This window comes from Paenibacillus gyeongsangnamensis (genome assembly GCF_027533625.1).
Classification (GTDB): domain Bacteria; phylum Bacillota; class Bacilli; order Paenibacillales; family NBRC-103111; genus Paenibacillus_G; species Paenibacillus_G gyeongsangnamensis.
Genome location: NZ_JAQAGZ010000019.1, coordinates 72836 through 91372, shown reverse-complemented (window position 1 = coordinate 91372; position 18537 = coordinate 72836). Strand labels below are relative to the sequence as shown.

The 18537-nt window shown below is 57.2% G+C and carries 18 protein-coding genes; 12 read left to right on the top strand and 6 right to left on the bottom strand.

The features are described from left to right. Window positions 1-60: 60 nt before the first annotated feature. From cysK to O9H85_RS25745, 4 genes are all read right to left on the bottom strand, one after another. Window positions 61-996 carry a cysteine synthase A gene (gene cysK / locus O9H85_RS25760; RefSeq protein ID WP_269884285.1) on the bottom strand — a complete coding sequence of 312 codons (936 nt, stop codon included), beginning with the start codon at window positions 994-996 and terminating at the stop codon, window positions 61-63. 318 nt (window positions 997-1314) lie between these two features. Next, entirely contained in the window at window positions 1315-1728 is a 414-nt protein-coding gene (locus O9H85_RS25755) for an HIT family protein (RefSeq protein WP_269884284.1), read from the bottom strand. 106 nt (window positions 1729-1834) lie between these two features. Further along, window positions 1835-2341: a hypothetical protein gene (locus O9H85_RS25750; RefSeq protein WP_269884283.1), complete on the bottom strand. Its 507-nt coding sequence runs from the start codon at window positions 2339-2341 to the stop codon at window positions 1835-1837. Next, window positions 2338-2823 (bottom strand): hypothetical protein, encoded by a 486-nt coding sequence (locus O9H85_RS25745; protein ID WP_269884282.1) that lies wholly within the window; start codon window positions 2821-2823, stop codon window positions 2338-2340. Before O9H85_RS25745 ends, O9H85_RS25750 begins: the two co-directional genes overlap by 4 nt. Window positions 2824-3083: 260 nt before the next feature. Between O9H85_RS25745 and O9H85_RS25740 the strand changes: the two genes are divergently transcribed. From O9H85_RS25740 to O9H85_RS25730, 3 genes are all read left to right on the top strand, one after another. After that, window positions 3084-4124: an ABC transporter substrate-binding protein gene (locus tag O9H85_RS25740; protein ID WP_269884281.1), complete on the top strand. Its 1041-nt coding sequence runs from the start codon at window positions 3084-3086 to the stop codon at window positions 4122-4124. A 66-nt stretch (window positions 4125-4190) separates the two neighbouring features. Then, window positions 4191-5096: an ABC transporter permease gene (locus O9H85_RS25735; RefSeq protein WP_269884280.1), complete on the top strand. Its 906-nt coding sequence runs from the start codon at window positions 4191-4193 to the stop codon at window positions 5094-5096. Beyond that, the gene (locus tag O9H85_RS25730) at window positions 5090-5884 is read left to right on the top strand and encodes an ABC transporter ATP-binding protein (protein WP_269884279.1); all 795 of its coding nucleotides are present in this window, start codon (window positions 5090-5092) and stop codon (window positions 5882-5884) included. Before O9H85_RS25735 ends, O9H85_RS25730 begins: the two co-directional genes overlap by 7 nt. Before the next feature lie 106 nt (window positions 5885-5990). Here the strand turns inward: O9H85_RS25730 and O9H85_RS25725 are convergent, their stop codons facing one another. Continuing rightward, a complete protein-coding gene (locus tag O9H85_RS25725; RefSeq protein WP_269884379.1) occupies window positions 5991-6596 on the bottom strand; it encodes a pentapeptide repeat-containing protein in 606 nt (201 codons plus the stop codon). Between the two features lie 171 nt (window positions 6597-6767). On the opposite strand from O9H85_RS25725, the gene pdaA reads away from it, so the two are divergent. Beyond that, the gene (gene pdaA / locus O9H85_RS25720) at window positions 6768-7550 is read left to right on the top strand and encodes a delta-lactam-biosynthetic de-N-acetylase (protein WP_269884278.1); all 783 of its coding nucleotides are present in this window, start codon (window positions 6768-6770) and stop codon (window positions 7548-7550) included. A gap of 133 nt (window positions 7551-7683) precedes the next feature. Here the strand turns inward: pdaA and O9H85_RS25715 are convergent, their stop codons facing one another. Continuing rightward, window positions 7684-8019: a L,D-transpeptidase gene (locus O9H85_RS25715; RefSeq protein WP_269884277.1), complete on the bottom strand. Its 336-nt coding sequence runs from the start codon at window positions 8017-8019 to the stop codon at window positions 7684-7686. Between the two features lie 208 nt (window positions 8020-8227). Between O9H85_RS25715 and msrB the strand changes: the two genes are divergently transcribed. From msrB to O9H85_RS25675, 8 genes are all read left to right on the top strand, one after another. Continuing rightward, a complete protein-coding gene (gene msrB, locus O9H85_RS25710; RefSeq protein WP_269884276.1) occupies window positions 8228-9205 on the top strand; it encodes a peptide-methionine (R)-S-oxide reductase MsrB in 978 nt (325 codons plus the stop codon). 275 nt (window positions 9206-9480) lie between these two features. After that, window positions 9481-10146 (top strand): YheC/YheD family protein, encoded by a 666-nt coding sequence (locus O9H85_RS25705; RefSeq protein WP_409348205.1) that lies wholly within the window; start codon window positions 9481-9483, stop codon window positions 10144-10146. Window positions 10147-10328: 182 nt separating this feature from the next. Further along, window positions 10329-10772 (top strand): MerR family transcriptional regulator, encoded by a 444-nt coding sequence (locus tag O9H85_RS25700; protein WP_333474265.1) that lies wholly within the window; start codon window positions 10329-10331, stop codon window positions 10770-10772. A gap of 34 nt (window positions 10773-10806) precedes the next feature. Next, complete coding sequence (locus tag O9H85_RS25695) at window positions 10807-12021, top strand: MFS transporter (RefSeq protein ID WP_269884274.1); 1215 nt, start codon at window positions 10807-10809, stop codon at window positions 12019-12021. Window positions 12022-12378: 357 nt separating this feature from the next. Continuing rightward, window positions 12379-14481, top strand: coding sequence for an AMP-binding protein (locus O9H85_RS25690; protein WP_409348206.1), 2103 nt, complete (start codon window positions 12379-12381; stop codon window positions 14479-14481). A 31-nt stretch (window positions 14482-14512) separates the two neighbouring features. Further along, the gene (locus O9H85_RS25685; protein WP_269884272.1) at window positions 14513-15694 is read left to right on the top strand and encodes an MFS transporter; all 1182 of its coding nucleotides are present in this window, start codon (window positions 14513-14515) and stop codon (window positions 15692-15694) included. A gap of 441 nt (window positions 15695-16135) precedes the next feature. Further along, the gene (locus O9H85_RS25680; RefSeq protein WP_269884271.1) at window positions 16136-17236 is read left to right on the top strand and encodes a putative 2-aminoethylphosphonate ABC transporter substrate-binding protein; all 1101 of its coding nucleotides are present in this window, start codon (window positions 16136-16138) and stop codon (window positions 17234-17236) included. A gap of 255 nt (window positions 17237-17491) precedes the next feature. Then, complete coding sequence (locus O9H85_RS25675; RefSeq protein WP_269884270.1) at window positions 17492-18535, top strand: ABC transporter ATP-binding protein; 1044 nt, start codon at window positions 17492-17494, stop codon at window positions 18533-18535. The last annotated feature ends 2 nt before the right edge of the window (window positions 18536-18537 follow it).

The following is an 18537-nucleotide window of genomic DNA, read 5'->3' as shown; positions in this document are numbered from 1 at the left end:
TAAAACGGCAAAAAAAATAGAGCCTGCCTTGAGGCAAGCTCATCTTGGAATGGCTTCCGCTTATTCCTCCGGGAAGAGCGGCGTGGATAAATAACGTTCGCCCGTGTCGGGCAGCAGGACAACGATATGCTTGCCCCGGTTCTCCGGCCTTTTGGCCAACTGGACAGCGGCGTACACCGCGGCGCCGGAGGAAATGCCTACAAGCAAGCCTTCGATCCGCGCCAGCTGACGGGCTGTGTCGAACGCCTGCTCGTTCTTGACCTTCAAAACTTCGTCCACGACCCGGGCGTCGAAGATGTCAGGGACGAAGCCTGCGCCGATACCCTGAATCTTGTGCGGACCGGGGCGGCCGCCGGATAGTACGGGTGAGTCGAACGGCTCTACCGCTACGATGCGGACGCCGGGCTTGCGGCTCTTCAGCACTTCCCCTACGCCGGTAATCGTTCCGCCGCTGCCGACGCCGCTGACGAACAGGTCCACTTCGCCGTCCGTATCCCGCCAAATTTCCTCGGCCGTCGTTTCCCGGTGAACGGCCGGGTTGGCCGGATTGCTAAACTGCTGGGGGATGAACGCGTTCGGCATCTCCGCCGCGAGCTCCTCGGCTTTCCGGATGGCGCCGGCCATCCCTTCGGTTCCGGGCGTCAGTACCAGCTCCGCTCCAAGGGCTTTCATCAGCTTCCGCCGCTCAATGCTGAACGTATCCGGCAGCGTGATGATGAGCCGGTAACCAAGCGCCGCCGCCGCGAAGGCGAGCGCAATCCCTGTATTTCCGCTGGTCGGCTCGATAATAACCGAATCCCGGTTGATGCGCCCGGAGGCTTCCGCATCCTTGATCATGGCGAAGCCGATCCGGTCTTTGACGCTGCCGGCCGGATTGAAATATTCGAGCTTCGCTAGGAGCCGGGCTTCCAGGTGAAGGCTTTGCCGGTAGCGATTAAGCTCCAGCAAGGGGGTTTTGCCGATCAGTTCGGTTAAGTTTGCTGCAATATTAGGCATTCAAGATCCTCCTCATAATACATATCCGAGCGAATGAGTCGGCTTATTTTCTAACATAGCATGTTTGGTATGGAGGAGGCAATTCTTTCTTTCTTCCAGCGCAGCCTAATGGGAATTCCCGTTAGAGAGCGCTGGTGAAATAAGAAAAACTCCTTATCGGAGTCCTTCAAAGCAGCCAGACCGTTTTTAGAGGTCGTTTTTCTTGGTATAGAAAGTTGCAGTCCGCTTAAGCGCTTTAGCGAACTTAAACTTTCTTAACGTTCATAAAACCGCCCGGGACCAAGAGGTCCGGGGCGGCGGCGAAGAGTATAACGAAGCTTACAGCTGAGCTTGGATGTCCCGGATCAGATCGGCATACTCGTCTTCGCTAAGGTATACTTGACCGGGATTCATCTCGAACGGCTTGCCCCAGCTCGGGCCGCCTTCGTACTTCGGCACAATGTGGAAATGCACGTGCGGCATCGTATCGCCGTAGGCGCCGTAATTGATCTTGCCGGGCTGGAAGGCGCGCTCGACCGCGGCAGCCGCTTGCGCTACGTCCGCCATCAGCAGCTGGCGGCGCTCGTCGGAAAGATGGAACATCTCGCGTTCATGCTCGTTCAGCGCGACGACGACGCGCCCCCGATACGTTTGCTCCTTAAAGAGAAACAGCGTTGATACGCGGAGCTGGCCGATTTCGATCATCAGCTGATCGAGCCGCTCGTCCTTGGCGCAGTAAATACATGGATTCATAGGAAAGCCTCCCGGATAGGAAATCATGGTTCCTCTATTATCCTATTAAACTTCCTTCCCGGTGTCCATGGAGGATCGTGCTCGAAGGCTCACCCGTACGCCGGCGTCAGCGGCTGACTTCGGGCATGTATTTTTGGATAAAGCGGAAGAGGATCAGGTTTAACCCATAAATAACGATATAGGCGGGACCGGAATACCAGAGCTTCCAGCCTTTATAAGTAAAAACATGAAAGCCGTAAGCCGCTATGCCCTCTAGTCCCATGGTCACCAAGGCCCATGCCAGCATGTAACCGAACAGCTTCCATCCGTGGGGCTCCCAGTATGTATATCCGTACAGCATATAGAAAACGGAGGGCGGATACATGAAGAGATAGAGAAGAACGTCGAACCATTCGAATTCCGGACGGTCGTTGAAATCGTAGAGATCGAACGGGTCAATGCCGATCGAGAAATCCGCAGTGAACGCCAGAAGTCCGTTGAACAGCCAAATGATGAACAGCGTAACGAAAGGAAGACGCCGGGGAACCAGCAGAAGCGCTCCCCAGATCAGTGCGGAGACGATCAGGATGAACCATTCGTTGGCGTCGAAGCGGACGGGCGGATACAGGATCATGCCAGCACCTCCGCACGGCGGAGCCAGGAGCGGAATAGGACGGCGAATCCCGTCACGACAGTCACCAGGCAAGCGTTCTTGATCAGGATGAGGATGGAGCCTGCAGTCCAATGAACGTTGACGAGAATATGCATCGCGAATAAATAATAGGACTGCGCTGTGAGCAGCAGAATAGCTGCGGCCCAGACAAGCGCCCGGCGGACCGGACCTGCCTTTTCATGGAAGATAGCGCCGGCGGCATAGGTCAGAATTAGCGGCGCAACAAGGAGCTGGTCGACCTTCAAGGTCAGGAAATCCGTGACGCTGCCGCTGAATTGCAAGTATTGTAGATTGATAATAAGGATGGCATAAGAGAACTGCTGCAGGATAGCGGTCAGGAAGCAGACGGTTACCACTTCGAGCGGGTGCAAGGCGGTCCGCAGTACGGGAAGCCGCCAAAGTCCGAGGGCGCTAATCAAGAGCAAGGCAATCAAGCTGTACATCGAGTCGGCCTCCGCTGAATTGCTTTAACCTATATGTGGTTTATCATTCCCTATCCGTGTCCATTTATGCTGTGGCCGACCGCCTTTGGCAACGTTATTTCACCCGGAAAATGCTATAAAATGGCAAGCCGGCCTTTACTTCCATTCCATGGAAGCCGCTCACTCCGATTGCCATTTATTCATTGACGGATGAGGGTTCACCGTAATAAGATATACATTATTGCTTTAAAGCATTTTAACGTTACACTGGAGGTCTGCTAATGAAATCCGTCAAATGGTTATCGCTGCTCGTAGCCGTGCCGCTCATCTTCGCGGGCTGCGGTACGAAGAGCCCTGCTAATGACGCTGCGGGAGGCGCTTCCAAACCGCAGGACAAGAAGGTCGTCAAGATCGGCATTACCCAAATTGTCGAGCATCCTTCGCTTAACGCAACACGGGAAGGCTTCCTCGCCGCACTGAAGGACAGCGGGTATGTAGACAAAGATAACCTGCAGGTCGACTATCAGAACGCGCAAGGCGACAGCACCACGAATTTAACCATCGCTCAAAAATTCGCCGCCGATAAGAAAGATCTCGTGCTGGCGATCGCAACCCCGTCCGCCCAGGCGGTCGTTCAGAACGTAAAGGATACGCCGGTTGTGTTCGCGGCGATTACCGACCCGGTCGGCGCCAAGCTGGTGAAGAGCCTGGATAAGCCGGGCGGGAATGTCACCGGGGCGGCGGATACGCATCCAGATGCGGTACCGAAGCTGATGGATTTCATCGCTTCCGACTTCCCGAAGGTGAAGACTGTCGGGATCGTGATTAACGAAGGCGAGCCAAACGCCGCCATTATGGCGAAGACGGCGGAAGCGGCGCTTGCAAAGCACAACATCAAGCTCGTGAAGGCGGCCGTGACGAACAGCTCGGAAGTGAAGCAGGCGGTGGAATCGCTGGTGGGCCGTGTGGATGCCTTCTACATTACGCTGGACAACACGGTTGTCAGCGCGGTGGATTCGATTATTAAAGTAGCGAACGACAAGAAGCTGCCGTTCTTCTCGAGCGATCGGGATACCGTGGAGCGCGGTGCACTCGCCACTTACGGCTTCAAGTATTACGACCACGGCTACCAGGCCGGCAAGATGGCGGTCGAAATCTTGAAGAACGGGGCGAAGCCGGGCGATATGAAGGTCAGCTATCCGGATAAGCTGGACCTGATCATCAATACGGATGCGGCCAAAGCCCAAGGCGTAGAGATCACCGATTCCATGAAGAACAAGATGCAGGATAAGAAAAACTTGATTAGCGGAACGGCGAAATAATGCGGTACAGGGTGACCTTCTCCTCGCGGAAAGGTCATTCTTCATTCCTAAGAGGAGGAATCACGAATGCTTGATGCACTGACCGGCTCGGTAGAGCTCGGCCTGCTGTATGCCATTATGGCGCTCGGCGTCTATATTACTTTTCGGATATTGGATTTTCCCGACCTGACGGTGGACGGGAGCTTCACGACGGGAGGCGCGATCGCCTCGGTGATGATTGCGGGCGGGGCCTCGCCGGCGTTGGCGACTCTTTGCGCGTTTCTCGGAGGACTCGTGGCGGGGGCGATTACCGGCTTGCTTCACACGAAGGGGCGGATCAATGCGCTGCTGTCGGGGATATTGATGATGATTGCGCTGTATTCGGTCAATTTGCGCATCATGGGCAAGGCGAACATCCCGCTTCTTGGCGTGGATACGCTGCTGACGGACGTCAAGGTGCTGCTCGTCATGCCGTTCGTGCTGCTCGTCGTGAAATTCGCGCTCGACTGGTTCCTTCATACGGATCTGGGCCTTGCGCTGAGGGCGACAGGCGATAATCCGCGCATGATCCGCAGCTTCGGGGTGAACACGCACGGCACGATCATCGTCGGCGTCAGCTTGTCCAACGGCCTCGTTGCGCTGTCCGGCGCGTTGATCGCGCAGTATTCGGGCTTCGCCGACATTACGATGGGCATCGGCATGATCGTCATCGGACTAGCCTCCGTCATTATCGGCGAAGCGATCTTCGGACACCGCACGGTCATCCGGGCGACGTTCGCCGTAGTGCTGGGTGCGATCGTTTACCGCCTGGTTGTGGCGCTGGCGATCCGGATCGGACTCGAGCCGACGGATATGAAGCTGATGACGGCGCTCATCGTCATCGTGGCGCTGACGCTGCCGATGGTACGGGGATCGTTGCGCCAGAAGGCGCTCGTCCGCAAGCGGGCGGCGCAGCTGGAAGCTTCAGGCCGAGGAGGTGAGCGCTCATGCTGAGCATCGAACAAGTAACGAAGCTGTTCAACCCCGGCACGCCGGACGAGAAGGTCGCGCTCTCCGGCATCAACCTGCATCTGCGGGAAGGAGACTTCGTCACCGTCATCGGCAGTAACGGGGCCGGGAAGTCTACACTCATGAACATCATTTCGGGCGTAATGGCGCCGGACCTCGGCAAGGTGTCCATTGCGGGCCAGTCGGTCGGACACTTGCCGGAGCACCGCCGCTGCGATTGGATCGGCCGCGTATTCCAGGACCCGATGGCCGGTACGGCGCCGACGATGACGATCGAAGAGAACTTGGCAATGGCTTACCGGCGGGGTAAGCCACGGGGATTGTCCATCGGCGTCACCGGGAGGAAGAGGAAGCTGTTCCGCGAGCAGCTCAGCCGTCTCGGCATCGGGCTGGAGAACCGGCTCGGCGCGAAGGTCGGACTGCTCTCCGGAGGGGAGCGGCAGGCGCTGAGTCTGCTGATGGCGACCTTTACGGAGCCGCGCATCCTGCTTCTGGACGAGCATACGGCTGCTCTCGATCCTTCGCGAGCCGAGCTGATCACGAAGCTCACGAAGCAGATCGTAGAGGAGATGAAACTTACTACGCTCATGGTGACGCACAACATGGAGCAGGCGATCCGTCTCGGCAACCGGCTCATTATGATGGACAAGGGGCGAATCATCCTGGACGTGCCTGAGACCGAGAAGCCGGATCTCACCGTCGAGGGACTGCTGAATGAATTTGCTCGTATTCGCGGAGAGAAGTTCGTAGACGACCGCGTCGTCCTGGGATAAACCAAAAGAAGACCGCAGCTTGCGCTTCCGGTGGGGGAGCGGGACTGCGGTCTTTTTGCTTTCTTGACGCTGCGGAAGTGAATGGTCCTTCAAGCGCCACCCGGCTTTAGTTCACTTTGGCGCCGAGCGAGCGGGCAAGAAGAATGGCCTGGCCCGTATCCAAGCGGGCTCCCTTGACGTCGAGCGCCTTGAAATCGACGCCCTCCATCGCCGCTCCCCGCAGATCGGCGCCGCCAAGCTTCGCTTTGGCCAGGTTGGCCCGGGTGAAATCGGCATCCCGCAGGTCGGCTTTTTCCAGTCCGGCGGAATAAAGGTCGGCCTCCAGGAAGCGGATGCCCCGCAGGTTCTGCTTGGCAAGGTTCACATGCCGCAGCAGGGTGTAGGACCAGTCTCCGCCCCGGATCGTCATGCCATCCATATTGGCCTCGGTGAAATCGGAACCGACCATCTTGCATTCTTCAAGTTTAGCGACGAACAGGTTCGCTCCGTTGAACCGGCAGTTGGTGAAGGCCGAGCCCGTATGGACGGAGGCGTTCAGCTGCGCGTTCGTGAAATCGCATTCGATAAACCTGCAGGCGTAGGTATGGCTTTCCTCAAGACGGGTTCCCCGAAAGCGGCAGCGGATGAAGGTGCAGCCCCGCAGCTCGCCCTCCCGCAGATCGGACCCGCTAAAATCGGTTTCGGTATACTCCCGGTCCATATATTGGTACATCAGAAAATTCACTTCCCTATCCTATTCGTTCGACAATATGTAAACATACTATAATTCAGCCCTGCGGAGAATTCAAGACGATTCCGTATAACCGCACCGCAGCGGTGGGACATTAGTTCTGGGGAAAGCTGCAAAATCGGGAAAACGACGATAAAGTCAGGGAGGATACTTATGCGCAAAAGCATCTGCGCTCTGGCCGCCGCCGCTTTGTTATACGTAACGGCACTGCAGCCTGCGGCGGCGGAAGATACGGGGACTCCGCATCATTTTGGGTTCAGGAAAAGCGTGGACCATAAGCTTCCGTCCATCGACGACGAAGGATTCAAGGAAGAGCTGCAGAAACATGAAGCCATCTTCCTCGGAGACACAAGCCGCAAGGAGCTCTACCTGACGTTCGACAACGGCTATGAGAACGGATATACGCCGAAGGTGCTCGACATGCTGAAGGAGAAAGGCGTTCCTGCGATCTTCTTCGTCACGGGGCATTATTTGAAGGATAAGCCGGACCTCGTGAAGCGGATGGCGGCCGAAGGGCATTTGGTCGGCAATCATTCGTGGAGCCACCCCGACATGTCCCAAATATCCGAAGCGCAAATCCAGAAGGAGCTTGACTCCGTGAAGGCCGAGATTATCCGGCTGACCGGGCAGCAGGAGGTGCGGTATCTCCGCCCGCCGCGGGGCATATTCAGTGAACGGATGCTCGCGGCGACCCGCCGTCTAGGCTATACGAACGTATTCTGGTCGATCGCTTATAAGGACTGGGACACGAAGGCGCAGAAGGGATCGGGTTATGCGTACGAGAAGGTCACGGAGCAGCTCCATCCCGGTGCGGTCATCCTGCTGCATACGATATCCAGAGACAATGCGGAGGCGCTCGGCCGCATTATTGACGCAGCCCGGAGCCAGGGATATGAGTTCAAAAGCTTGGACCAGCTGACGGCCCGGACTTATTGAACGAGGCAGCCGCCATCCAGCGGAACGTAGGACACCCTCACCCGGGTGTCCTGTTCGTTATGCTGCATTTTCGGGCGAAATAGCCGGTGATGCCCGGACATGCAGACCCCTTGCTGCCGTCTATAGGGCAGCGTCAAGCACGAATCGTCACGCGTGTACCGATGGGAACAAGCCGGGCGAGCGTCAGCACGTCGGCGTTATACATCCGGATGCAGCCGTGGGAGACCGCATGGCCGATGGATGCCGGGTTGTTGGTGCCGTGAATGCCGTAGTGTGGCTTGGACAGACCCATCCACATTACCCCGAACGGACCGCCGGGATTCGGTACTTTATTGATAATCCGGAAATCCCCTTGGGGGGATTGCGTCAGCATGGCTCCGACGGCGATCGGGTACGTCTGAACGACCCGGTCGTTCTCCAGCAGATGCAGCCGCCGCTGCGAAACATCTACGATGATCCGGTAAGCCATAGATGGACACCTCCGCTCATGTGTAAGCAGCATTTGCTATAGCTTATGCGCGGCGCGGACGGTGGGCGTGAGGCAAATGCCCGGGGCTCGGTAGGTTCAGCGGGCATATGCGGCTCCTTCTGGCGGGAGCGCATTGGCTTCAAGGGGGATCCCTGGACTATAATGAAATCATCTAGGGCAAGGAACCGAACTATAGGAGGGATGAGGGATGAGTTCATCGGCTCAAGTAGAGCAAGTTCAGCTGGCTACCTTTGCGGGAGGATGTTTCTGGTGCATGGTGACGCCGTTCGAGGAGCTGCCGGGCATCATTCGCGTCGTATCTGGCTATACGGGGGGCCATACGGAGAATCCGACCTACGAGGAAGTATGCTCCGAAACGACGGGCCATGCGGAAGCCGTGCAAATTACGTTTGATGCGGGCATCTTCCCTTACGAGAAGCTGCTCGAGCTGTTCTGGCAGCAGATCGACCCGACGGACGAAGGAGGACAATTCCATGACAGGGGCTCGTCCTACCGGACCTCGATTTTCTACCATACGGAGGAGCAGCGGGAGAAGGCGGAGGCATCAAAGCGCAGGCTGGAGGAAAGCGGCCGTTTCGACCGTCCGATCGTAACGCCGATTGTTCCGGCCGGCCCGTTCTATCCGGCGGAGGAGTACCACCAGGATTACCATAAGAAAAACCCGTTCCGTTACAAAATGTACCGTAAAGGCTCGGGCCGGGACGCTTTTATCGACATGCATTGGCGCGGTCCGAAGGACCTCGGCTCGCTGAAGCGGAAGCTGACGCCGTTGCAGTATGAAGTCACCCAGAATAACGGGACGGAGCCTCCGTTTAAGAACGAGTTTTGGGACAACCATCGTGAGGGGATCTACGTGGATATCGTCTCGGGAGAGCCTTTGTTCAGCTCGCTGGACAAGTACGATTCGGGCTGCGGCTGGCCTAGCTTCACTAAGCCGATCATAGCTGCGAACGTGAAGGAGAAGTCGGATCTCAGCCATTTCATGGTCCGAACGGAAGTACGCAGCCGCGAAGGCGATTCGCACCTCGGCCATGTATTCAGCGACGGGCCGGCGCCGACCGGCTTACGTTACTGCATCAACTCGGCCGCCCTTCGGTTTATCCCGAAGGAAGAGCTGGAGCAGGAAGGCTACGGAGTATACATGCGTTTGTTTGAGCAAGCTTAATAAAAAGCGGGCCAGAGCGCCGCAAAGACCCTTTCCCGGACGGAGAAAGGGTCTTTGTGCGTTGATAAGACTTTATAAATTTTACAACTTATAGCTTCGCATCAACCTTGATAAACGCGCTGGTCCTTGTAAGACAAGGACGGCGTAGCCGTTTATCCTGGTGCAGCCGGAGCGCCGTACCCAAATTTGTCCCGAAGGGATAATCATACAGGATGGCCGGTGCACGGGAGCATACTGTATTAGGGACAGGAGTGACCTAGCAATAGGCGAAGGAGGTGAAGGGGTTGCCCAGAACCATTTCCGATAAGTGGCTGAAAACCGGGGTGTTGTTAAAGCATAAAGGAATTGCCGGCTGTATCCCGGAGACCCAGCGTTACAGCGAACATCGGCTGCGTCACATGCTGGACCGTTACGGAAGCGTAGTGGCGAAGCCTGCGACAGGCACGGGTGGACGGGGGCTGATGCTCCTGCGGAAGCACCGCGGCGGATATTCGTGCCACTATTATGGCCGAATCAAGCGGGTCGGCTCGTTCCGGGAGCTGGCAAGGCGTGTGGACCGGATTCGCCGGCATCGGTCGTACCTGCTGCAGCAGGCGATCCAACTGGCCTCCATCGGGGGCCGACCCGTCGACTACCGGGTAAAGACGATCCGGCGGTCGGGACGCTGGCGTATCAGGGCGATCGTGGGGAGGCTGGCCCGTCCGGGCCTGTTCGTAACCAACTTGTGCCGGGGCGGCCTTCAGCTTCGAGCCAATAAGGCGATCCGGCGTTCGCTTTCGGTCAATCCCGCGCGTAAGATACGGGAGATGCAGCGCTTGACGTATCAATCCGCCTCCCTGCTCAGCCGGGCGTTCCCGGGGCTGGATCAGCTCGGCTTCGATTACGGGCTCGATACCCGCGGCCGGGTCTGGATGTTCGAGGTGAATACGAAACCGAAATAACGGGGGAAGCTCTGCTTGGTGGATGAAGCAGAGCTTTTCTTATTGGCGCAGCCGGATGTGCGAATGGCCGCCGGATACCGGGAGGACGCTATCGCAATTAATAATCGAAATGAAAAGTTAACGTTGACGTCAACGTTAACTAAGTCTATAATCATTTGTATTGAAACAGGAGAAGGGGGCTGATGATGCTGCAATTCAAGATCGAGGACGTAGCCAGGGAGACCGGGCTGACGAAACGGACGATCCGGTATTATGAGGAAATCGGCATTCTGGCTGCGCCGCAGCGCAGCGAAGGCGGCGTCCGGCTGTATACCCGGGAGCATATCGATAGGCTTAAACGGATTATCGATGCCAAAGACGTGCTCGGCTTCTCGCTTCAAGATCTGCAGCGCTACCTCTCGTTCAGCGATGAGCTGAGCGAGCGCCGGCAGAGCTATAAGGACGCGCTGGACCGGGAAGACCGGACGCGCCGGCTGCTGGAGCTGGAGCGTATGCTCTCCGAGCAGCTGGAGCTTTTGGAACGGAAGGCTCAGAAAATTATGGAGGTCCGTTCCGAACTGGAGTCGCTGCATGATCGGGTAACGAAGGGTCTTGCCCGGCTCGCTTCGGAGGCGGAGCAGGAATGAAATCTTTGAACCCATACGATTCGGAGGAATGAATATGTTAAGCAAAGAACAGGCGGCGCCTGAATCGCCGCTCTCTTCCGGCGGCCTCTTCCACCAGCCTAAAGCGGTGTGGGCGGTCGCTTTTGCATGTGTCATCTCATTCATGGGACTGGGTCTGGTCGACCCAATCCTTCCGGCCATTGCCAGCAAGCTGCAGGCCACACCGAGCCAAGTGGCTCTCTTGTTCTCCAGCTATAACCTGATTACGGGGCTGGCAATGCTGATTACCGGGGTGACGTCAAGCCGGATCGGGCCCAAATGGACGATGTTGGCAGGAATGCTGATCATCGTCGTGTTCTCGGCGCTGGGCGGCTCGGCCGGCAGTATCTGGCAGATCGTCTGGCTCCGCGGCGGCTGGGGGCTTGGCAATGCGTTGTTCATCGCAACGGCGCTCTCAGCTATCGTCGGGCTGTCTTCGGGCGGCACCGCCAAGGCCATTATTTTGTATGAGGCGGCGCTGGGTCTCGGTATTTCCGTTGGCCCGCTGCTGGGCGGGGAGCTTGGCTCCATCTCTTGGAGGGGGCCCTTCTTCGGCGTCAGCGTACTGATGGCCATCGGCTTCATCTCTGTAATGGTGCTTATGCCGAAGGTTCCGAAGCCGAAGGTCCGCGGCACCTTGAAGGATCCGTTCCGGGCGCTGAAGTATCCCGGTCTGCTGACGCTCGCGGTGACCGCGCTGCTGTACAACTTCGGCTTCTTTACGCTGATGGCGTACACGCCTTTCGTAATGAATTTGGATGAGCACGGATTAGGTTACGTCTTCTTCGGATGGGGCGTCATGCTGGCTATCACGTCGGTCTTCGCTGCGCCCAAGCTGCTGAACCGGTTCGGAACGATCCGTTCCATGATGGCGATGCTAACTTTATTTGCAGCCGATCTGCTAATTATGGGATGGTTTACTTCATCGAAAACAACGGTCATCCTGGCCGTCATCCTCGCCGGAGTGTTCCTCGGCATCAATAATACACTGATCACCACGGCCGTCATGCTGGCCGCACCCGTCGAACGGTCGACCGCTTCCGCAGCCTACAGCTTCGTCCGTTTCTTGGGAGGAGCGGTCGGCTCCTGGCTTGCCGGCAAGCTGGCCGAATGGTTTAACCCCCATGTGCCGTTCTACTTCGGGGCGCTGGTCGTGTTCTGCGGGGTGCTGATCATTTACGCCCGGCGCCGTTATTTGGAGCATATCGACGGCGCTGAGGCAGGTCATTAATTATACGGGGCAACCCTTAACTGAACGTCATCTCCGTCCCCAGTCCTTGATCCTGCCGCAAGGGGAGCGGCAACCGGCCTTCTTCGGGAGGCCGGTTTTTTTTCGTTCGTGTCCTTCATGCATTCGTTCCCCGGTACTACGGCAAGTTAGTACTATCCGAAAACAGCTGAGACGGTACACAATATAAATATGGAACCAGGTACTAAGAGGAATTGTCCGAAAGGAAGTGGCAAGATCCGCCTCCCGCGGAATAGGTTAAAGATATAGTAGTGTTTCGTACCGTGTTTCCGGATGAAATACACGCAAAGAGAGCCGCGGCGGACGAAGGAGACGCCGGGCGGGGAAGGAGCCCTTGTTATGCTGTACGCCATCGTTCGTTTGCTTGGCCGCGCGTTGTTCCGGCTGCGTCTGTCAGGACTCGGCCGGCTTCGCTTTGAAGGTCCGGCGATCCTTATGCCGAACCATTTATCGTTTCTGGATGCGCTGCTGCTCGCGGCGTTCCTGCCGAAGGAATTGACCTTCGTCATCAATACGGGGATCGCAAAGAAGCTGGGACCCGTCGTCCATCTGTTCCGGCATATTGCGGTCGACCCGCTGAACCCTTATTCGGTCCGGACGATGGTTCGAATCGTACGCGCAGGCACGCCGCTCCTGATCTTCCCCGAAGGGCGCATCACCGTAACCGGCGGTCTGATGAAGGTGTACCCCGGCATCGGCTATATCGCGCTGCGGACCGGGGCCAGACTGTATCCGATCGCCATTAACGGGCTCGAGCGGAGCAAGCTGTCCCGAATCGGAGATAAAATCAAGACCGTCTGGTTTCCTGAAGTGACGATCGATATCGGAGAGGCGTTCGAGCTTCAGGCTCAGCCGGAATTACCTATGCGCGTGCAGAAGGAGCGCGCTGCCGACCGAATCCTGCGCGAGCTGCAGGAGCAGCTCGTCACAAGCCGGCTCCGTCCGGACGTGAACCTGTTCGACGAGCTGCGGGCCCAGGCGAAGCGCAGCGGATGGGGGCTACCGGTTTGCGCCGACTCGGGGCAGACGCTGACTTACCGCAAGCTGCTCATCGCTGCGTACCTGTTCGCCCGGAAGCTGTCTCGCCCGCTTCACGGACAGGAGCGTGTCGGGCTGCTGCTGCCGAACTCGGCCGGCCACGTGATTGCGTTCTTTGCACTAGTGCGGCTTGGCAAGACACCGGCGATGCTGAACTTCTCCGCCGGGCAGATGAGCCTGCAGGACGCCTGCGAAACGGCGGACCTCCGGACAATCGTCACGTCGAGGGAGTTCATCGAGAAAGCGAACCTTGGGCCGCTCGCGGAAGCGCTGGAGCAGCGGGTCCGGCTGCTGTATCTCGAGGATGTGCGCGGGCAGGTGCGGTGGAGCGATAAACTCGCAGGTCTGCTGGATTTGTTGGACGGAAGAAGAGCCGTTAAGGGCGCAGGGGAGGTCGTGCTGTTCACCTCAGGGAGCGAGAACAAGCCCAAGGGTGTCGTGCTCGGCCACGGCAATCTGTTCGCCAACATTCAGCAGGCGCGGACGCTGTACGATTTTACGGCGAAGGATACGCTCTTCAATGCGCTGCCCATGTTCCATAGCTTTGGACTCACCGCAGGCACGCTGCTGCCGCTGCTGACTGGGGTGAAGGTGTTTCTGTACCCGAGTCCGCTTCATTATAAAATCATCCCGGAGCTCGTCTACGACCGGAACGCGACGATTCTGTTCGGCACGTCCACGTTCCTTGCCGCTTACGGACGCATGGCCCATCCGTACGATTTCCGCTCGCTGCGCTACGTCGTGGCCGGGGCGGAGAAGCTGAAGCCGGAGGTGATGGAGCAGTGGAGCGCCAAGTTCGGCCTCCGTATCTTCGAGGGCTACGGCACAACGGAGGCTTCCCCGGTGCTTTCCATCAATGCGCCGCTCGGCTGCAAGCAAGGGACGGTCGGCCGGCTGCTTCCGACGATCCGTTACCGGCTGAAGGAGGTGGAGGGCATTGAAGAGGGCGGCAGTCTGCAGGTGTCCGGGCCGAATCTGATGAAGGGGTACCTGATTCACGGCCAAGGGTTCGTCCCGCGGGAGGAATGGTATGACTGCGGAGACGTCGTGACGATCGACGGCGAGGGCTACCTTCGCATCGTGTCGCGGCTGAAGCGCTTTGCCAAGGTAGGGGGCGAGATGGTGTCCCTGAACCTCGTGGAGGAGCTGGCACAGCAGGCATTCGGCGGCGGCGGGTTCGCGGCGGTGTCCGTCAGTGACGGGCGCAAGGGGGAGCGGATTGTTTTATTCACGACGGAGGATGCGGCGGCTCCGGGCTCTTTCAAACAGTTTATCTCTGCGGGCGGCTATTCCCCGCTGCTTGCGCCCTCGCGCATCGAGCGGGTGGAGCGGCTGCCTCTGCTTGGAAGCGGCAAGACCGATTACGTGGCGTTGAAGAAACGGGCGGAGCCGTCACTTGTCTGACCCAAGCCACCTTGATGAAGGAGCGTAGCCCATGAACGAGATCCAACGATCGCTGCGGTCGCTGTATGTTTCGCAATTTTTATCCGCTTTTGTCGACAACGTCGTTTTCTTCGTCATTCTGGGGCTATTAAGCCGGCGGGGAGCGGTGAATCCCGAAGCCGGCATGCTGGTCGTACAGATGGGATTTCTGTTGTCCTACATTGTATTCGCGCCGTTCGTGGGTACCTTCACCGATAAGAACAGCAAAGGCTTCACGCTGCTGATCGGCAGCCTCATCAAGCTGGCGGGCACCGCTTGCTTATTCACGCCGCTCCCTCCGCATTGGTCCTATATGATCATCGGCATCGGGGCCGTTCTGTACGGCTGCGCGAAGTATGCGGCGATCAAGGGCATTGCGGGAAGCGATACGCAGCTGCTGCTGAAAGCGAACGGGTACCTTGAGTCCGGCACGATCGTTGCGATCCTGCTCGGCACAGTAGCCGGGGGCTTCCTGTCCCGGACGCCGCTCGCCGGTTTAGCCGTTTGCGTGATCTTGTACCTGATCTCCGCCGCCGCGACCCGATGGGTTGTTTGCGAGGATACGAATCCGAGCCTGCGGTACGGAGAATCGGCGAAAACTTTCCTGAGAGATGTGAAGCGGCTGTTTGCCAATCCGAGAGCGCGTTTCTCGCTCATTGGAACGAGCTCCTTCTGGATGGTGTCCTCAGTGCTGCGCATTACGTTCCTGATCTGGCTTGCGCAGCGGCTGTACATCGAGGATACGTTCCTGCAGTCGGCCATCGTGGGCTCCACAGGCATCGGGATCGTGGCGGGGGCTCTGCTCGCGCCCTATCTCACCCGTCCCGGCAAGCTGAGCCAAACGACGTATTACGGCCTTGCGATGTTCGCTTGCATTCTGCTGGCGCTAGTCCCGCTGCATTGGGGCGTGACCGTGGGCTGGCTGCTGCTGATCGGAGCGCTGGGCGGATTATTCCTGATTCCGATGAATACCGCGCTGCAGGTGGCGGGCCATCCGCTCGTCGGAGCGGGCAAGACGATTGCGATCCAGAATTTCACCGAGAATTCGTTCATGATCGCAGGCATTGCGCTCACCCGTCTCGTCGTTACCGCAGGAGCCGATATTACGCTGACGATCGGCGGGGCGGCTGCCGTATTCGGATTGTTGATGGCGGGCCTGCTGAGGCTGAGCTCGAAACGTTCCGCGGGCGTGTAGCGCCGGCAGGTGAAGAACCGATCTCGCCCTCGGCGATATCCCCTCGCATAAGGCTGTTCCTTACTGGTCCATGGGCCGGAAAGGAACAGCCTTTTTACGTTGATAAGAATTTATAAGTTTTCGTAACTTACAGCTTCGCATCAACCTTGGTAAACGCGCCGGTCCTTGTAAGACAAGGACGGCGTAGCCGTTTATCCTGCATATGCGATCGGACTATTGATCGGCATCGAGCTCGTAAAGGACCGAGCGACAAAGGAGCAGGCGGAGAACGCGATGTACCCCAGCTTGGAGCCCACTTCTATAAAACAAAGTAAATAAAACTAAAACAGTAATAAAAACAATTTATTAATGTGTATTTAACATGTATTTTACAAAAGGGACTTATAGTTAGACGTGTGAGGCCAAACGAGAATTCGATTTAAAGGGAGAGAAAATGAAGCAATGAAAAAGCTAATACCTGTAATCGCAGCAAGTCTGATGACGTTCTCCATTCTTACCGCCTGCGGCAAGAGTGATACCGGCGTGCAGCAATCCGGCAGTGCAGGGAAGGCTTCGGCCACTGCTGAATCGAACATCGACACCAAGAGCAAGGATTTGACGATCTACACCGCACTCGAAGACGACCAAATCAAAGCTTACTTGGACTCGTATAAGAAAAAATATCCCGACGTAAAGCTTAACATCGTTCGCGATTCGACGGGCGTTATTACGGCTCGCCTGCTTGCGGAGAAGGACAACCCGCAGGCCGACGTCGTCTGGGGAACGGCTGCGACGAGTCTGCTCGTGCTGGATCAGAACAGCATGCTGGAAGGCTATGCGCCAAAGGGCGTGGAACGGATTCAACCGGAATTCAAGGACAAGAACAGTACGCCGCATTGGGTTGGCATTGACGCTTGGGAAACGGCGATCGTCGTGAACAAGAAAGAGCTGGAGAAGAAAAACCTTGCCATTCCAAAATCGTACGCCGATCTGCTCAAGCCGGAGTATAAAGGCATGATCACGATGCCGAACCCTTCGTCCTCCGGTACGGGCTTCTTGACCGTCAACGGTCTGATCCAGCTGATGGGCAAGGACAAAGCCTGGGACTACATGAACAAGCTTAATGACAACGTCGCGATGTATGTCCATTCCGGCTCCAAGCCGGCGAAGCTGGCGGGCACAGGCGAATATCCGATCGGTATTTCCTTTGGCTATCGCGGGATCCAGGAGAAGAAGAACGGTTCCCCGGTTGAGGTGGTGTTCCCGCAGGAAGGCTCCGGCTGGGATGTGGAAGCGAACGCGCTGATGAAGAAGAAGACGATCAAGCAAGCGGCTAAGGATTTCCTCGATTGGGCGATCACGGACGATGTGATGAAGGAGTACAACAAGAATTATGCCATTCTCGCGGTCAAATCCGATTCGAATGCCATTCCGGAAGGCTACGAGAAGGATCCGCTCAAGCAGCTGATCAAAGTGGATCTGAACGATGCCGCGAAGAACCGGGACGGCATCCTGGCTGAGTGGGACAAGCGTTATAATGTCAAAAGCGAACCGAAATCATAAGCAGCCGCAAGCGGCAGAAAAAGCTGCATGGGACCGTCCCGTGCAGTTTTTTCGTTGATAAACGCGCCGGTCCTTGTAAGACAAGGGCGGCGGAGCCGTTTATCCAGGTCGGCTGAGAGTGAAGTTATTGCAACCAAAAACAACTAAAACAAGATAAATAACACAAAATATACATGCATTTAACCGTGAATTAACAAATCGAAATTATAATGGACATATGACATCCGAAGATGAAACCAAACAAAGGAGGCACATATGACGTCATCTTATTTGACCTTAGATGGAATTGATAAGCTGTTCGGTTCGTTTACGGCATTAAAGAATATTCGATTAGATATCCGCAAGAACGAATTCATCTGCCTGCTCGGCCCCAGCGGCTGCGGCAAATCGACGCTGCTGCGCATCATTGCAGGGCTGGAGAAGCCTACAAAGGGGAGGCTCCTGAGAGACGGACAAGACATTACGTCGTTCTCTCCCGCGGGCCGCAATATCGGGATGGTGTTCCAATCGTACGCTTTGTTTCCCAATTTGACGGCATTTCAGAATGTGGCGTACGGCCTGCAGGGCAAAGGCTTCTCCAGGAAGGAAATCGAAGAGAAGGTCAAGGAAGGACTCTCTCTCGTCGATCTCGAGAATGTGCACGCCAAGTACCCGGCGCAGCTGTCCGGCGGGCAGCAGCAGCGGATCGCGTTGGCCCGGGCGATCGTCCTTTCTCCCGATTTCCTGCTGCTTGACGAGCCGCTTTCAGCGCTCGACGCGAAGGTACGGGAGAAGCTGCGCGAGGATATTTGCGAGCTGCAGGAGCGGCTGGGCATTACGACGATCATGGTGACCCATGACCAGGAGGAGGCGCTCACGATGGCGGATCGCATCGTCGTAATGAAGAATGCCGAGATCGTACAGACCGGTACGCCGCAGGAAATCTACGAGCAGCCGAATACGCCGTTCGTTGCCGATTTCATCGGAGCGATCAATTTCATCGATCCGGCCGGCCTGAAGCACGGCTCGGAACCGGGATCGCGCATCGCGGTCAGACCGGAGCATATCCGAATAGCGGCTTCCCCAAGCGAACGAAGCTTCAAGGCGCTTGTCAAGCATGCAGAGTTCCGCGGATCCTTCTACCGTCTGACCCTCATCGTTGAGCCGGACGGGAGACTTGCTGCGGGACAAGTGCTCTCCGTCGACGTTCCGGCCCCGGCCGCGGAGCAGCTTAGGCTTAGCCGCAATGCGGCGGTTTTCATCGAGCTGCAGGAGGACAAGCTCGTTACCTTCGCCTCCTCCGCATTAGCCCATGCATAAAG

What these genes read in the sequence shown, in the direction of transcription:
- O9H85_RS25755 (WP_269884284.1), bottom strand. Translation starts at nt 1,728, where the DNA reads ATGAATCCATGTATTTACTGCGCCAAGGACGAGCGGCTCGATCAGCTG.
- O9H85_RS25745 (WP_269884282.1), bottom strand. Translation starts at nt 2,823, where the DNA reads ATGTACAGCTTGATTGCCTTGCTCTTGATTAGCGCCCTCGGACTTTGG.
- O9H85_RS25725 (WP_269884379.1), bottom strand. Translation starts at nt 6,596, where the DNA reads ATGTACCAATATATGGACCGGGAGTATACCGAAACCGATTTTAGCGGG.
- O9H85_RS25680 (WP_269884271.1), top strand. Translation starts at nt 16,136, where the DNA reads ATGAAAAAGCTAATACCTGTAATCGCAGCAAGTCTGATGACGTTCTCC.
- O9H85_RS25735 (WP_269884280.1), top strand. Translation starts at nt 4,191, where the DNA reads ATGCTTGATGCACTGACCGGCTCGGTAGAGCTCGGCCTGCTGTATGCC.
- O9H85_RS25730 (WP_269884279.1), top strand. Translation starts at nt 5,090, where the DNA reads ATGCTGAGCATCGAACAAGTAACGAAGCTGTTCAACCCCGGCACGCCG.
- O9H85_RS25690 (WP_409348206.1), top strand. Translation starts at nt 12,379, where the DNA reads ATGCTGTACGCCATCGTTCGTTTGCTTGGCCGCGCGTTGTTCCGGCTG.
- O9H85_RS25715 (WP_269884277.1), bottom strand. Translation starts at nt 8,019, where the DNA reads ATGGCTTACCGGATCATCGTAGATGTTTCGCAGCGGCGGCTGCATCTG.
- cysK (WP_269884285.1), bottom strand. Translation starts at nt 996, where the DNA reads ATGCCTAATATTGCAGCAAACTTAACCGAACTGATCGGCAAAACCCCC.
- O9H85_RS25700 (WP_333474265.1), top strand. Translation starts at nt 10,329, where the DNA reads ATGATGCTGCAATTCAAGATCGAGGACGTAGCCAGGGAGACCGGGCTG.
- O9H85_RS25740 (WP_269884281.1), top strand. Translation starts at nt 3,084, where the DNA reads ATGAAATCCGTCAAATGGTTATCGCTGCTCGTAGCCGTGCCGCTCATC.
- O9H85_RS25685 (WP_269884272.1), top strand. Translation starts at nt 14,513, where the DNA reads ATGAACGAGATCCAACGATCGCTGCGGTCGCTGTATGTTTCGCAATTT.
- O9H85_RS25675 (WP_269884270.1), top strand. Translation starts at nt 17,492, where the DNA reads ATGACGTCATCTTATTTGACCTTAGATGGAATTGATAAGCTGTTCGGT.
- O9H85_RS25695 (WP_269884274.1), top strand. Translation starts at nt 10,807, where the DNA reads ATGTTAAGCAAAGAACAGGCGGCGCCTGAATCGCCGCTCTCTTCCGGC.
- O9H85_RS25750 (WP_269884283.1), bottom strand. Translation starts at nt 2,341, where the DNA reads ATGATCCTGTATCCGCCCGTCCGCTTCGACGCCAACGAATGGTTCATC.
- msrB (WP_269884276.1), top strand. Translation starts at nt 8,228, where the DNA reads ATGAGTTCATCGGCTCAAGTAGAGCAAGTTCAGCTGGCTACCTTTGCG.
- pdaA (WP_269884278.1), top strand. Translation starts at nt 6,768, where the DNA reads ATGCGCAAAAGCATCTGCGCTCTGGCCGCCGCCGCTTTGTTATACGTA.